This is a genomic window from Aliisedimentitalea scapharcae, from assembly GCF_045277565.1.
GTDB lineage: Bacteria > Pseudomonadota > Alphaproteobacteria > Rhodobacterales > Rhodobacteraceae > Aliisedimentitalea > Aliisedimentitalea scapharcae.
Genome location: NZ_CP123584.1, coordinates 2,442,242 through 2,455,567, shown reverse-complemented (window position 1 = coordinate 2,455,567; position 13,326 = coordinate 2,442,242). Strand labels below are relative to the sequence as shown.

The following is a 13,326-nucleotide window of genomic DNA, read 5'->3' as shown; positions in this document are numbered from 1 at the left end:
CTTGGCGCGCAGAGAGGGACATAAGCCCGCATCCCGGCCCGGAGTCTCTGTGCCGGGTTTCATATGTAATCCGCCCTGTACAATGGGCGCGCTGTTCGAGGTGATCCAGCCCTGTAATTGGCTGGTCGCAAACGCCCGGTAAATCGGGGACCACAGAACGCGGTTGAAAAAGGAAAGACGCAATGTTTGCGGTCCTCAAGACTGGCGGCAAGCAGTACAAAGTTCAGGCGGGTGATATCCTCCGCGTTGAAAAATTGGCTGCAGATGCTGGCGAAACCATCCAATTCAACGATGTGCTTATGCTGGGCGGCGACGCTCCGGTTGTTGGCGCGCCCTTCATCGAAGGTGCTGCTGTACAGGCCGAAGTGATCGATCAGATCAAAGGTGACAAGGTCATCAAGTTCGTCAAACGCCGTCGTAAGCACAGCTCCAAGCGGACTGTCGGTCACCGTCAGAAGCTGACCCTGGTCAAGATCACCGAGATCCTGGCATCGGGCGCAACCAAGGCAGCACCTGCCAAGGCTGCAAAAGCTGCTGCTCCGGCTGCGGCAGGCGATGACCTGTCCAAGCTGACCGGTGTCGGTCCCGCTGCTGTGACCAAGCTGAACGACGCAGGCATCACATCGTTTGCTCAGATTGCGGCATTGTCGGAAGACGATATTGCTGCTATCGAAGCAATCAAGATCAAACCCGAATGGGTTGAGCAAGCTAAAGAGCTGGCTCAGGGCTAAGGAGAGACAGAATGGCACATAAAAAAGCTGGTGGTTCCTCCCGTAACGGTCGCGACTCTGCGGGTCGTCGCCTTGGCGTGAAACTGTATGGCGGTCAGGCCGCTATTCCGGGCAACATCATCGTGCGTCAGCGCGGGACCAAATTTTGGCCTGGCGAAGGCGTAGGCATGGGCAAAGATCACACAATCTTTGCGACTGTCGATGGCGCCGTAAAGTTCCACAAGGGACTGAAAAACCGCACCTTCATTTCGGTTCTGCCAGTGGCGGAGGCCGCAGAATAAGCCGAACCTGAAAGGTTAGTGAAAAATTCAGGGGGATCGGCGATAACGCCGGTCCCTCTTTTCGTTTTGAGGATCTGTGATCATCATGGCTGTTCATGCCATCAGTTTTGCCCTTTTTGCTGCGTCGCAGGTGGGAACGCCTGGGCCGGCGAATATGGCTTTGATGGCGACAGGTGCCCGGTTTGGGCTGCGTGCGGCATTGCCGTTTGTGGCCGGGGTTGCCCTGGGTAAGCAGCTTGTGATCTGGCCCGTAGGATTTGGGTTGATGGCGCTGGCAGATCAGGCCCCCGGGGTGTTCGTACTCTTGAAGTGGGTGTCAGCTGTCTACATCTGTTATCTGGCATGGAGGGTCGCGAACTTGCGTCTGGTGCCGGGTCAAAAAAGCGACAGCGCCGCACCGGGGTTCCTAGCCGGGCTGATCGTGCATCCGTTGAACCCCAAAGCCTGGGGTATGATCATCGCGGGGTTTTCCGGTTTCGTCGCGCCGGGCACGCCCCAATTCGAAGCGACGTTGACAATTGCGGCAGTGCTATTGGGCTGCCAGGTGATCCTGCATCCTATGTGGTGCTATGCGGGCGACCGCATTGCGCATGTGGTTGCGGGGTCGATTTGGGAAAGATATCTGATGTGGGCATTGGCGGCTTTGACCGTCCTGTCCGTTGCTTTTGTCGTGTTCGGAGGAGGAACACAGCCATGAGTTTGGATTACCTCGTTGCGCAACCTGTCCTGGAGGCCGAGCGTTTTATTCTGCGCCCGGTGCGAAAGTCCGATACCGGGCTGATCTCGCATTATGCCAGCGACGAACGGGTTGCACGCATGACCACGTCAATCGCGCATCCGCTGCCGCCGGGTGCCGTCGACGCCTTTGTTGCGCGTGCGATGGCCGAAGACCGGAGCGAAGACGTTTGGGTCATCGACGGTACCCGCGAAGGAGGCGCGGAGCTGAAAGGGATCATTGGTCTGAAACGCATGGATCGGAATCAATCCGAAGTCGGCTATTGGGTGGCACCGCCGTTCTGGAATACCGGCTTGGCTTCGGATGCGTTGCAATTGCTGGTCGGGTCCAATCCGCTCAAGAACGACACCATGTTTGCCAGCGTTTTTCAGGACAATCCGGCCTCGGCCAGGGTTCTGACCCATTGCGGGTTCAAATACCTTGGCGATGCCGAAAGTTTCTCGGTTGCACGCGATGCAACTGTGCCAACCTGGACCTATAGCCGAAAACTGTGATTGAGCCTGACCTGCGCTTTGCGGTAAGTGAGGCGCAGGCGGGTGTTCCCGCCACTCTCAAAGATAAAAGGTCCGCGGCGCAGGCTGGTGGGCAAGGAGCCGACATGAAATTCCTCGATCTGGCCAAGGTCTATATCCGCTCGGGTGGCGGTGGTGGGGGCTGTGTCAGTTTCCGTCGCGAAAAATACATTGAATACGGTGGGCCGGATGGCGGCGACGGCGGCAAGGGTGGATCGGTCTGGATCGAAACCGTTGATGGTCTGAACACGCTGATTGATTTTCGCTATCAACAGCATTTCTTTGCCAAAAACGGCCAACCCGGACGAGGGCAACAGCGCACAGGCAAGGATGGTGATGATATCATCTTGCGGGTTCCTGTCGGCACCGAGATTCTGGACGAGGACCAGGAAACCGTCATCGCCGATGTGACTGAGGTTGGTGAACGGATCCTGCTGGCCAAAGGCGGCAATGGCGGTTTTGGCAACCTGCATTTCAAATCGGCAACCAACCAGGCACCGCGCCGGGCCAATGCCGGTCAGGAAGGTGTGGATCGCACCATCTGGCTGCGATTGAAGCTGATTGCTGACGCGGGGCTGTTGGGGATGCCCAATGCGGGCAAATCGACGTTTCTGGCTGCGACGTCCAATGCACGCCCCAAGATCGCGGATTATCCGTTCACCACCTTGCACCCGAACCTGGGAGTTGTTGGCGTGGATGGGGCGGAATTTGTGATCGCTGATATTCCCGGCCTGATCGCCGGTGCGCATGAAGGGCGCGGTATTGGCGATCGGTTCCTGGGGCATGTCGAACGCTGTTCTGTTTTGCTGCATCTGGTGGATGGTACATCCGAAGATGTTGCAGGCGATTACCGTACGATCATCGGCGAACTGGAAGCTTATGGCGGTCATCTTGCCGACAAGCCCCGCGTGACCGTTTTGAACAAGGTCGATGCGCTGGATGACGACGAACTGGAAGCTGCCAAGGCCGAGCTGGAGCAAGAAGCGGGCCACAAGGTCATGACCATGTCCGGCGTCAGCCGCCTGGGCGTGACAGAGGTGCTGCGGGCTTTGCGCTCAGAGATCACCGAAGATCGGCTGCGACTGAAACCCCAGGAGGAGACCAAGCCTTGGCAACCCTGAAGGAGGCTGCCCGCGTTGTCATCAAGATCGGTTCGGCCCTTCTGGTAGATCGGGACAGCGGTGATCTCAAGGCAGGTTGGCTGCATTCTCTGGCATCCGATGTGGCCTGGTTGAAACAGGCGGGCAAGGATGTGATCCTGGTGTCATCCGGGTCGATCGCGCTGGGGCGTGGCGTGTTGGGGCTGCCACGCACCGAGCTGCCATTGGAACAGTCCCAGGCCGCAGCTGCGGTGGGACAGATCCGTCTGGCCCGCGCCTACGAGGAAGCGCTGGCACCTTACAAAATCAAGACTGCCCAGGTTCTGGTGACGCTGGAGGACAGCGAAAATCGGCGCCGGTATTTGAATTCGCGCGCTACTCTGGAAACCTTGCTGGGTCTTGGCGTGGTTCCCATTGTCAATGAAAACGACACGATCGCCACGGACGAAATCCGCTATGGAGACAATGATCGTTTGGCGGCGCAGGTTGCGGTGACGGTTGGCGCCGATCAACTGGTCCTGTTATCGGATGTCGACGGGTTTTATTCGGGCAACCCCGTTCTGGATCCTTTGGCGCAACGCTTTGACGTGATTGACACGATCACACCGGAAATCGAAGCCATGGCTGGAGATGGTGTATCGGGATTGTCCAAGGGCGGGATGATTACCAAATTGCTGGCCGCCAAGATGGCGACTGCGTCGGGATGTGCCATGGTAATCACCGAAGGATCGCCGTTGAACCCATTGAAAACGCTTGTCGATGGTGCCAACTGCACGTGGTTTACGGCCCATGAGGATCCGCATGTTGCACGCAAACGCTGGATCGCCGCGATGAAGGCCCGTGGCACGATCACAGTGGATGCGGGTGCAGCACGGGCACTGAAATCTGGTAAAAGCCTGCTGCCGGCAGGGATCACGCATGTGGAGGGCGATTTTGGCCGCGGGGAACCGCTGGCCATTCTCAGCCCGGACGGGCACATGCTGGGGCAGGGGCTCAGCCGCTATACTGCACAAGAGGCACAGGCCATCAAAGGGCGCCAATCCTCGGAAATCGAAGAAACGCTGGGCTATCCGGGCCGGGCTGCTTTGATCCACCGCGATGACATGGCACTTTGAACACTGGGTCTGTCTGATGAATTCCAGCCGTTGACATTGGCGGCATCCCGATTGGGAAAGGACGAAGATGATGAAAGATACGGATAACATTCCCGCGTTGATGGCCGACATCGGAAAACGGGCAAAGGCGGCGACCACGGCGTTGGCCACCGCCACGGCAGAACGCAAACATGCAGCCCTGATCGCGGCAGCGGATGCAGTTTGGGCGCGTCGCGCCGAAATCATTGCCGCCAATGCCAAGGATCTGGACTTTGGTCGCGACAAGGGCCTGAGCGCGGCGATGATGGACCGGCTGATGCTGGATGAGGGTCGTATTCAAAGTATGGTTGACGGGCTACGCGCCGTGGCGGAACAGGCCGACCCTGTGGGTGCGGTTCTGGCCGAATGGGATATGCCGTCGGGGTTGAATATCCAGCGGGTTGCCACGCCTCTTGGGGTGATCGGGGTGATCTATGAAAGCCGTCCCAATGTGACGGCCGATGCGGGCGCGCTGTGTCTGAAGTCGGGCAATGCCGTAATCCTGCGGGGCGGGTCCGAGAGCTTTCATTCGTCTGGCGCGATCCACGCCTGTCTGGTCGATGGGCTGCGCGCTGCCAACCTGCCCGAAGAGTCCATCCAGCTGATCCCGACGCGGGACCGGGCGGCGGTGCAGGCGCTGTTGACGATGACTGATTATGTCGACGTGATCGTACCGCGGGGCGGCAAAGGGTTGGTCGGTTTGGTTCAACGCGAAGCCCGCGTGCCGGTTTTTGCCCATCTCGAAGGCATCGTGCATATCTATCTCGACAAATCCGCCGATCCGCAAAAGGCTCTGGACGTTATCCTGAATGCCAAGACCCGGAGGACCGGGATTTGCGGCTCGGCCGAATGTCTTTTGATCCATCGCGATATTGCTGACACATTGGGACGCGATGTATTGGACGCATTGGCTGCGGCTGGTGTTGAAATCCGCGCCGAGGCAGGTCTGCCCGGACCAGATGGCATGATCGCGGCGACGGATGAGGACTGGGGCAAGGAATTCCTGGATTCGATCATTGCCGCGCGACAGGTCGATGATGTTGATGCGGCGATCGCCTATATCCGCGATCATCATTCGCAGCACACTGATTGCATTATTGCCGAGGACCAGGCTGCTGTGGACCGCTTTTTTGCCACGCTGGATAGTGCCATCCTGATGCATAATGCCTCGACCCAGTTTGCCGATGGAGGCGAATTCGGCATGGGTGCCGAGATCGGCATTGCCACAGGCAAGATGCATGCACGCGGGCCAGTCGGTGCCACGCAGTTGACCAGTTTCAAATACCTTGTGCGTGGGAACGGAACAACCCGCCCCTGATGGCCCCGCCGCAGGCGACACATTGCAAACGCCGCCTGATCGGGATCAGGCGGCGTTTTGCATGAATGCGACCGGGGTCAGAATTGAATCGAAACCTGTGTCTCGGAAAATCCGACTTTTATGCGGCGTCCGATTTCGGCCGCGACAACAGGCAACAGCGCGAATTGCACCTGTGCCGGAGTGATATTGACGTCGCTCTGGGGGCTGCTCAGATGGCTCCAGAGCTGTTCATCAATGTTCAATTTGGTCGCATTGGCGGTGACGGTCCAGTCGTCGCGATCACAGAACACCTGGGCATTGCCGCCATAGGGCGTCGCGGTTTCCAGGCACTGCAGCGCGAGAAAGGCCAATCGCGTCAGGGATCGGGGTTGGGCATCCAGCGGTCCCCATTGCATGTTCAACCGTCCGCCCCGGTTGAGATCATCCAGAATGGCCACAACTTCGGGGCGCCCCAACAGCTGATCGCCAGCTGCACCAAAGGCGACGCGAAAAAACCGAATGCGCGCCCCTGCATTGCCGACACTGTCCGATATCAGGTCCAGTTCAGGGCCCGGCACGTTGCCCGCCATGTCCAACAGTTCCAGCCCATTGGTGATTGCCCCAATCGGGCTGATCAGATCGTGGCAGATCCTGGACCCTATCAATGCCGCCAGATTGGCGCTATTTTCTCCCATAGTCTTCCTCCGAAAGAGATCCATCCAAGATGACAGACCTCAACGCTATTCTCGCGCCTGGTATGTATGTAAACCATCCCGACCACCCCGAATGGGGCATTGGTCAGGTTCAGTCGAATATCGGTGGCAAAATCACCGTGAATTTCCGTGATCAGGGTAAATTGGTCATCGACGGAACACGTATTGCCCTGATCCCTGTCTTTGATCCCTCATAGAGGTTGATGAAGAGTTAACAAAACCTGATAAATAACTGCAAACTGTTGCCAAATCTTTGTCATTTGCGGTATCAGCGCGCAACCCTTGACCCCAGTTGAAATGGCATTTTGATGTCTGACTCCAGCTCCTCCTTTTCTGTCAGGATCGCCCGGACCGACGCCGAGCTGAAAGCCGCCCAACGTCTGCGCTATGATGTCTTTGTTCGTGAATTGGGCGGCGGTGGTAAGATGGTCGATCACGACGCAGGTCTGGAGATGGACAGGTTCGACCCGTTTTTTGACCATCTGCTCGCCGAAGACACCAGCTCCGGACAGGTCGTCGGGGTCTATCGTTTGTTGCGCGATGATCAGGCTGCCAAGGCCGGACAATTCTATTCCGAGGATGAATATGATCTGACACCTTTGAAAACCAGTGGACGCAAGCTGCTGGAACTCGGACGGTCGTGCCTGCACCCAGATTATCGTGGCGGCATGGCGATGTTTCATCTGTGGTCGGGCCTGTCGGATTACGTCGAACAGCATCACATCGAGATCCTGTTTGGCGTCGCCAGCTTTCACGGCACGGATCTGAAACAATTGGCCAACCCGCTGTCGATGTTGCATCACAATCATCTGGCCCCGCCCGAATTGCGGGTCCGGGCGCAACCAGAACATTTCCAGCCAATGGATCTGGTGTCGCCGGACGATCTGGACAGGCGTTCAGCCATGTTACAGGTTCCATCGCTGATCAAGGCCTACCTGCGATTGGGTGGTTTTATCGGCGAGGGGGCGTTTGTGGACCGCAGTTTCAACACAACTGACGTCTGCCTGATCCTGGACACCAAACGTCTGAATGATCGACAACGCCGGATCTATGCCGGGGGGCGCAGCAATTGACAGACCCTCTGTGGGACAGTGACGAGGCACCAGAGCCTGTGATCATCAGTCCATTGGGCTGGATCCGGGTCCTGCTGCGCGGTCTTCCCTTGGCCGGGCTGGTATTTGGCGGTCTGATCGTGATGCTGATGGTTCGACTGATCGAATATCCGCTGTACGGGCTGCATCGCCCGGTCACCCCGTTTATCACCCAGTTTGTGTGCCGAAATGCATTTCGCGTTCTGGGGATGAAATTCACATCCACAGGCACGTTGATGACGGAACGCGGTGCCGTGGTGGCAAACCATACTTCGTGGCTGGACATCTTTGCCCTGAACGCACGCAAACGGATCTATTTCGTCTCCAAGGCCGAAGTGGCGAAATGGCCCGGAATTGGCTGGCTGGCGCGCGCGACCGGTACCGTGTTCATCGAACGCAATCCCAAAAAGGCGCGTGAACAGACAAAGCTGTTCGAAGATCGGTTGAAAGCTGGGCACAAATTGCTGTTCTTTCCCGAAGGTACGTCAACCGACGGGTTGCGGGTTCTACCTTTTAAAACAACGTTATTTGCGGCCTTCTTTACGGATCATCTGCGCGATATCCTGTATGTTCAGCCGGTCACTGTGGTGTTTCATGCCCCCTTGGGGGAAGCCGACAGGTTTTATGGCTGGTGGGGCGACATGGAGTTCGGCCCACATCTGCTCAAGGCATTGGCTGCGCCGCGTCAGGGCAGCGTCGAGTTGATTTATCATACCCCGGCCAAGGTCAGCGATTTTCCCGATCGCAAGGCGTTGGCGCTCCATTGTGAAAAGGCCGTGCGTCATGCCCATGCGCTGGCCAGACCCAATGGGCAAAGCGGTGCAAAACAAGGCTGATTAGCCCTTGCGCCCTGTGAAACCCTGCCGTATACGCGCGCCATCGAAACCCGCAGGCGGGGTTTGGTTCTGTTCGGGGGAGACATCCCTGACAAACCGCCGGTTGGAGCATCCGCTCTCAATACCCCCGCCGAGGATAGAAACCGGAAAAGGATAATAGCATGGCTCTTCCCGAGTTCACCATGCGTCAGCTGCTGGAAGCTGGCGTTCACTTTGGTCACCAGACACAGCGTTGGAACCCTCGCATGGGTCCGTTTATCTACGGATCGCGCAACGGCATCCACATCATGGACCTGACCCAGACTGTTCCCATGCTGGACCAGGCTCTGCAGGCTGTGCGTGACACTGTTGCAAAAGGCGGCCGTGTTCTGTTCGTTGGTACCAAGCGTCAGGCCGCAGGCCCGATCGCCGAAGCTGCTGAAAAGTCGGCTCAGTACTATATGAACCACCGTTGGCTGGGCGGCACGCTGACCAACTGGAAAACCGTTTCCCAGTCGATCAACCGTCTGAAAGAAATCGACGAGAAGATGGAAACCGGCGCCGAAGGTCTGACCAAAAAAGAGCGTCTCGGCATGGAACGCGACCAGGAGAAGCTGCAGGCTTCTTTGGGCGGGATCCGCGAAATGGGCGGCGTTCCTGATCTGCTGTTCGTCATCGACGTTAAAAAAGAAGCTCTGGCGATTGCCGAAGCCAACAAGCTGGGTATCCCGGTTGTGGCCGTGGTTGACACCAACTGCTCGCCCGATGGTGTTGATTACATCATCCCAGGCAACGACGACGCATCGCGCGCCATCAGCCTGTATTGCGATCTGGCGGCACGCGCTGCTCTGGACGGCATGACCACACAGATGGGTGCAGCAGGCGTTGACCTGGGCGCTCTGGAAGAAGCCCCCGCGGAAGAAGTCCTGGCAGAAGAAGCACCTGCCGAAGCTTGATCCGACTGTCACTGATTTGACATCTGGGGCAGGGTAGACCCTGCCCCAAATCCGTTTGATTTGAGGAGAGCCAAAATGGCAATCACCGCTGCACTCGTAAAGCAACTGCGCGACTCGACCGGCGCAGGCATGATGGACGCAAAAAAAGCCCTGACCGAAACCGATGGTGACATGGATGCCGCCGTTGACTGGCTGCGCACCAAAGGTCTGGCAAAAGCTGCCAAGAAATCCGGCCGTACAGCCGCAGAAGGCCTGGTGGCCGTTGTTGTTGAAGGTGGCAAAGGTGTTGCCGTCGAGATCAACTCGGAAACCGACTTTGTTGCCAAAAACAGCGAATTCCAGGAAATGGTTGCCGGTGTTGCTGCCGTTGCTCTGGGCGTGAACGACGTTGACGCGCTGGCTGCGGCCGACATGGGCGGCAAATCCGTTGCCGATACCATCACCGCCAAGATCGCAACCATCGGCGAAAACATGTCCCTGCGCCGCATGGCCGCGCTGGAAGGCGACACCGTTGTGTCCTATGTCCACAATGCCGCCACCGCTGGCATGGGCAAGATCGGCGTTCTGGTCGCCATGAAGGGCGGAGACGAGGCCCTGGGCAAACAGGTTGCGATGCACATCGCCGCTGTGAACCCTGCCGCTTTGTCCGAAGCTGACCTGGACGCGTCGGTTGTCGAAAAAGAAAAGCAGGTCCAGATGGACATCGCCCGCGAGTCCGGCAAACCGGAGCAGGTGATCGAAAAAATGATCGTTGGCCGGATGAAGAAATTCGTTGCCGAGTCGACCCTGCTGAACCAGCAGTTCGTTGTGAACCCTGACCTGACCGTGGGGGCCGCTGTTTCCGAGGCCGGCGCAGAAGTCACCGGTTTCGTACGTCTGGAAGTGGGCGAAGGCATCGAAGTCGAAAAAGAAGATTTTGCAGCAGAAGTGGCCAAAGCCGTTCAGGGCTAAGCCCGCAAGATCTGATGATGTTGGGGCCGTTCCATATTTGGAGCGGCCCTTTTTTTGTCGGTTGCCATCTCAGAACCATTGCGGCGTGGCCGTTGATCCGGACACCCCGCGGTGTTTTTAGAAGGCATCCGTTCTTCGAGGATGAAACTTTCATTCTGTCAGGGCAGGGCGCGACATAAAAATCGGTTCTGAAATAGAAAACGGGGCTGCACTTGCCTGCAGCCCCGCTATTTTTGAAGGTCCCTATATGGGGATGGAGGACCTTTCAAATTCTCCGGTTCAAGTACGCCGACTATAAGCGCTTGAACCGGACAGGTCAGAGAGCCCTGAAATGGCAGGGATCTTTTCCCGATGCTCCTCAGGCTAAAGCCACCACTCACGGAACTATTACAGAGTGCCGCGAAGCCATTGAATTGGAAAGTAGTGATTTCCTTACCTTGGGGAAGTTTAACGAAAATTTAACGTTTTCGCCCAATTATTGGGCGATTTTTGCGCCGCCGCACAGATTTTTTCGCGGCAGGATTGCAGTCAGGCTTCCATCACGAACATTTGGTTGTGCAGGGCAGCTTTCATAACGGCTTGAGCGGTCGTTTCAACCGACAGCGCCTCGCGGGCGAGGCGCAGATGTTTTTCCACGGTTGCCGATGTCAGTCCCATGAGCAACGCGATGTCCTGGGTTGTCTTACCATCTCCAACCCATTCCAATGCTTCGCGCTGGCGTTTGGTCAATCCGCGGTTGGGCGGGTTGTATGGCATCGACATGATTTTGAGATGAGCCATGTTGTTCATCAGCAGGATGTCCTGGCCGTGTTCGGCCCAAACCGCATCGACGTCATCCTGTGTCATGCCCGGTGCCGCTGCCAAGGATATTGCGCCCTTGGAGCGTGCGGACAAGGACATGAAACTGACGGTATACCCCGCAATCACGCCCATTTTTTGGTTGAATTCGTAAACTCGTACAGCTTCGGCTGAGGGGTTCCCATTCTGTTGCATCATCTGTGCAATCAGATTCCAGCTGCCAGCACCCTGGTTTTCCAGCGCCCATTGCAACATGGGCGCATGAAAATAGAGACCGTTGTGGACAAACCCATTCACATACTCTGTCGTGTGATTGCTGAGGATGACAAAATCTTCGGGGTCGCCCAAAGAATTTTCGGTCCGATACCGGGTAAAGCCATAGAGCAAACGATCAAACCCATATTTGCCCATCTGCTCGGTATGCGCAGCCCAAAGTTCTTCCAGGCTGGATGCATAAGATACAAAAAACAAATAGTCGCGAAGGTTCATGCGGGTGGAACCTCTGACAGATGTTTTTTCAGCGCGTCCAGAGCCAGGTTATAGCCCTGCGCACCAAAGCCACAAATCTGTCCCAGTGCGACGGGCGCAATATAGGATGTGTGGCGGAACGCCTCGCGCGCGTGAATGTTGGACAAATGGACTTCGATCACGGGAAGCTCGACTGATGCAATCGCATCCATCAGCGCAATCGAGGTGTGCGTGTAAGCGCCAGCATTCAGCACGATGCCGGCGTGAACGCCCTTGGCGGCATGAATGGCGTCAATCAAAGCGCCCTCATGGTTGGACTGCAAGCACGTCACATCCAACCCCAGCGCAGCCCCATGAGCCGCACATGCCCGTTCCACCATTGCAAGGGTGGTTGACCCATAAACCTCGGGCTGGCGCGTTCCCAGCAGATTGAGGTTCGGCCCATTGAGAACCAAAACACTAAACATTTCTACGTATTCCCCATACACCTAATTTCATAAACAGGATTACGTTTGTATGTCCAGCGGCTTGGATCGTAAAAAAGATGCCAAATCGCAAAATAACGCTGCGACTTTTTAGGGGGTTTTGTGTGGATCTGAGCCTTTTCAGCCCTAGACTGCGGGTGCCCAGGGTCAAAGTGTTCTAGGCGGGTATCGTCAGGACCACCTTGCCCATGACTTTGCGGTCTTCGATCAGGCGCAGCGCATCAGCGGCCTGATCCATCGGGTAGGCGGCTGTGATCCGGGGCCGGATCTTTCCCTCGGAATACAGCGAAAACAATTCAGAACTGTTCTCTTCGTGCCCCTTTGGGTCGCGGAATACGGCCGCTCCCCAGAACACCCCTACGATCTGGGAACCTTTTAGCAGGGTCAAATTCAAGGGGATTTTGGGAATGCCTGCGGGAAACCCGACCACCAGAAAGCGGCCGGTCCAGGCCAGCGCCCGGATGGCAGGTTCTGCGTAATCCCCACCAACCGCATCATAGACCACATCAACACCTTCGCCGCCGGAAAGCCGTTTGAATTCGGCCGACAACATTCTCTGGGCGTCGCGGTCCAAGGTGGTCGGATACACGATGGTTTCATCTGCCCCCAATTGACGACAGAATTCGGCCTTTTCCTCGCTGGAGACGGCTGCAATGACCTTGGCCCCGGCCGCCTTGCCCAATTCGATTGCGGCGGCGCCAACGCCGCCGGCCGCGCCCAGAATTAACAGCGATTCTCCGGGTTTCAAATGCGCCCGATCCTTGAGCGCGTGATGCGAGGTGCCATAGGTAAAGATGAAACAGGCGGCGTCCTCATAGGGCATGTCATCCGGGATCTTGACCGCAGAGGCCGCCGGAATGTTGATGTGAGACACAAAGCCACCGTGGGCCGTCAGGGCCAACACCCGATCTCCGACAGAAAACCCGTTAACGCCGTCACCGACCGCCAGAACCTCACCTGCGATCTCGCCACCAGGGGCAAAGGGGCGGGGTGGTTTCATCTGATACATGTCACGAATGATCAGCGTATCGGGGAAATTGACACCAGCCGCCCGGACCCCAACCAATAGATGGCCTTTCTTGACCTCGGGGTCGGGCAGGTCGCTCCAGACCAAGGTTTCAGGGCCGCCAATTTGGGTGCTGAGCATGGCTTTCATCAGAGGAACACTCTCTTCAAAGGGTTGATTGTGACGTTAAGTCGAACAGGGTTTGGGTATGTTGTCAGACTTTCGGCGAAATGCAATTCTGCACAGCGGAACA

Annotated in this window: 16 protein-coding genes; 12 read left to right on the top strand and 4 right to left on the bottom strand. The window is 57.1% G+C overall.

Going from position 1 to position 13,326, the window contains the following annotated elements:
- Positions 1-182 precede the first annotated feature (182 nt).
- The 7 genes from rplU to QEZ52_RS11605 all read left to right on the top strand — a co-directional run bounded on the left by rplU (position 183) and on the right by QEZ52_RS11605 (position 5,811).
- On the top strand, positions 183-731 hold the full coding sequence (gene rplU, locus QEZ52_RS11635) for a 50S ribosomal protein L21 (RefSeq protein ID WP_406644520.1): 549 nt from the start codon (positions 183-185) through the stop codon (positions 729-731).
- Positions 732-742: 11 nt separating this feature from the next.
- Positions 743-1,012, top strand: a complete 270-nt coding sequence (gene rpmA, locus QEZ52_RS11630; protein WP_074734607.1) for a 50S ribosomal protein L27 — start codon at positions 743-745, stop codon at positions 1,010-1,012.
- Between the two features lie 85 nt (positions 1,013-1,097).
- On the top strand, positions 1,098-1,709 hold the full coding sequence (locus QEZ52_RS11625; protein WP_406644519.1) for a LysE family translocator: 612 nt from the start codon (positions 1,098-1,100) through the stop codon (positions 1,707-1,709).
- Positions 1,706-2,242, top strand: coding sequence for a GNAT family N-acetyltransferase (locus QEZ52_RS11620; RefSeq protein WP_406644518.1), 537 nt, complete (start codon positions 1,706-1,708; stop codon positions 2,240-2,242). The genes QEZ52_RS11625 and QEZ52_RS11620 overlap by 4 nt, the downstream gene beginning before the upstream one ends.
- 104 nt (positions 2,243-2,346) lie before the next feature.
- Complete coding sequence (obgE, locus tag QEZ52_RS11615; RefSeq protein WP_406644517.1) at positions 2,347-3,381, top strand: GTPase Obg; 1,035 nt, start codon at positions 2,347-2,349, stop codon at positions 3,379-3,381.
- Positions 3,369-4,475 (top strand): glutamate 5-kinase, encoded by a 1,107-nt coding sequence (gene proB / locus QEZ52_RS11610; protein ID WP_406644516.1) that lies wholly within the window; start codon positions 3,369-3,371, stop codon positions 4,473-4,475. Before obgE ends, proB begins: the two co-directional genes overlap by 13 nt.
- 70 nt (positions 4,476-4,545) lie before the next feature.
- A complete protein-coding gene (locus QEZ52_RS11605; protein ID WP_406650441.1) occupies positions 4,546-5,811 on the top strand; it encodes a glutamate-5-semialdehyde dehydrogenase in 1,266 nt (421 codons plus the stop codon).
- A gap of 77 nt (positions 5,812-5,888) precedes the next feature.
- Here QEZ52_RS11605 and QEZ52_RS11600 read toward each other — a convergent pair whose 3' ends face one another.
- Positions 5,889-6,485, bottom strand: a complete 597-nt coding sequence (locus QEZ52_RS11600) for a histidine phosphotransferase family protein (protein WP_406644515.1) — start codon at positions 6,483-6,485, stop codon at positions 5,889-5,891.
- Positions 6,486-6,514: 29 nt separating this feature from the next.
- Between QEZ52_RS11600 and QEZ52_RS11595 the strand changes: the two genes are divergently transcribed.
- From QEZ52_RS11595 to tsf, 5 genes are all read left to right on the top strand, one after another.
- The gene (locus QEZ52_RS11595; protein WP_406644514.1) at positions 6,515-6,700 is read left to right on the top strand and encodes a DUF3553 domain-containing protein; all 186 of its coding nucleotides are present in this window, start codon (positions 6,515-6,517) and stop codon (positions 6,698-6,700) included.
- Between the two features lie 111 nt (positions 6,701-6,811).
- Positions 6,812-7,576 carry a GNAT family N-acetyltransferase gene (locus QEZ52_RS11590; protein WP_406644513.1) on the top strand — a complete coding sequence of 255 codons (765 nt, stop codon included), beginning with the start codon at positions 6,812-6,814 and terminating at the stop codon, positions 7,574-7,576.
- A complete protein-coding gene (locus QEZ52_RS11585) occupies positions 7,573-8,430 on the top strand; it encodes a lysophospholipid acyltransferase family protein (protein ID WP_406644512.1) in 858 nt (285 codons plus the stop codon). The genes QEZ52_RS11590 and QEZ52_RS11585 overlap by 4 nt, the downstream gene beginning before the upstream one ends.
- Before the next feature lie 161 nt (positions 8,431-8,591).
- Complete coding sequence (rpsB, locus tag QEZ52_RS11580) at positions 8,592-9,365, top strand: 30S ribosomal protein S2 (RefSeq protein ID WP_406644510.1); 774 nt, start codon at positions 8,592-8,594, stop codon at positions 9,363-9,365.
- A 75-nt stretch (positions 9,366-9,440) separates the two neighbouring features.
- Positions 9,441-10,316 carry a translation elongation factor Ts gene (gene tsf / locus QEZ52_RS11575; RefSeq protein ID WP_406644509.1) on the top strand — a complete coding sequence of 292 codons (876 nt, stop codon included), beginning with the start codon at positions 9,441-9,443 and terminating at the stop codon, positions 10,314-10,316.
- Positions 10,317-10,844: 528 nt separating this feature from the next.
- Here the strand turns inward: tsf and QEZ52_RS11570 are convergent.
- The 3 genes from QEZ52_RS11570 to QEZ52_RS11560 all read right to left on the bottom strand — a co-directional run bounded on the left by QEZ52_RS11570 (position 10,845) and on the right by QEZ52_RS11560 (position 13,223).
- Positions 10,845-11,603, bottom strand: coding sequence for a LuxR family transcriptional regulator (locus tag QEZ52_RS11570; RefSeq protein ID WP_406644508.1), 759 nt, complete (start codon positions 11,601-11,603; stop codon positions 10,845-10,847).
- The gene (gene aroQ / locus QEZ52_RS11565) at positions 11,600-12,049 is read right to left on the bottom strand and encodes a type II 3-dehydroquinate dehydratase (protein WP_406644507.1); all 450 of its coding nucleotides are present in this window, start codon (positions 12,047-12,049) and stop codon (positions 11,600-11,602) included. The genes QEZ52_RS11570 and aroQ overlap by 4 nt, the downstream gene beginning before the upstream one ends.
- Before the next feature lie 175 nt (positions 12,050-12,224).
- Complete coding sequence (locus tag QEZ52_RS11560; protein WP_406644506.1) at positions 12,225-13,223, bottom strand: NADPH:quinone oxidoreductase family protein; 999 nt, start codon at positions 13,221-13,223, stop codon at positions 12,225-12,227.
- Positions 13,224-13,326: the final 103 nt, after the last annotated feature.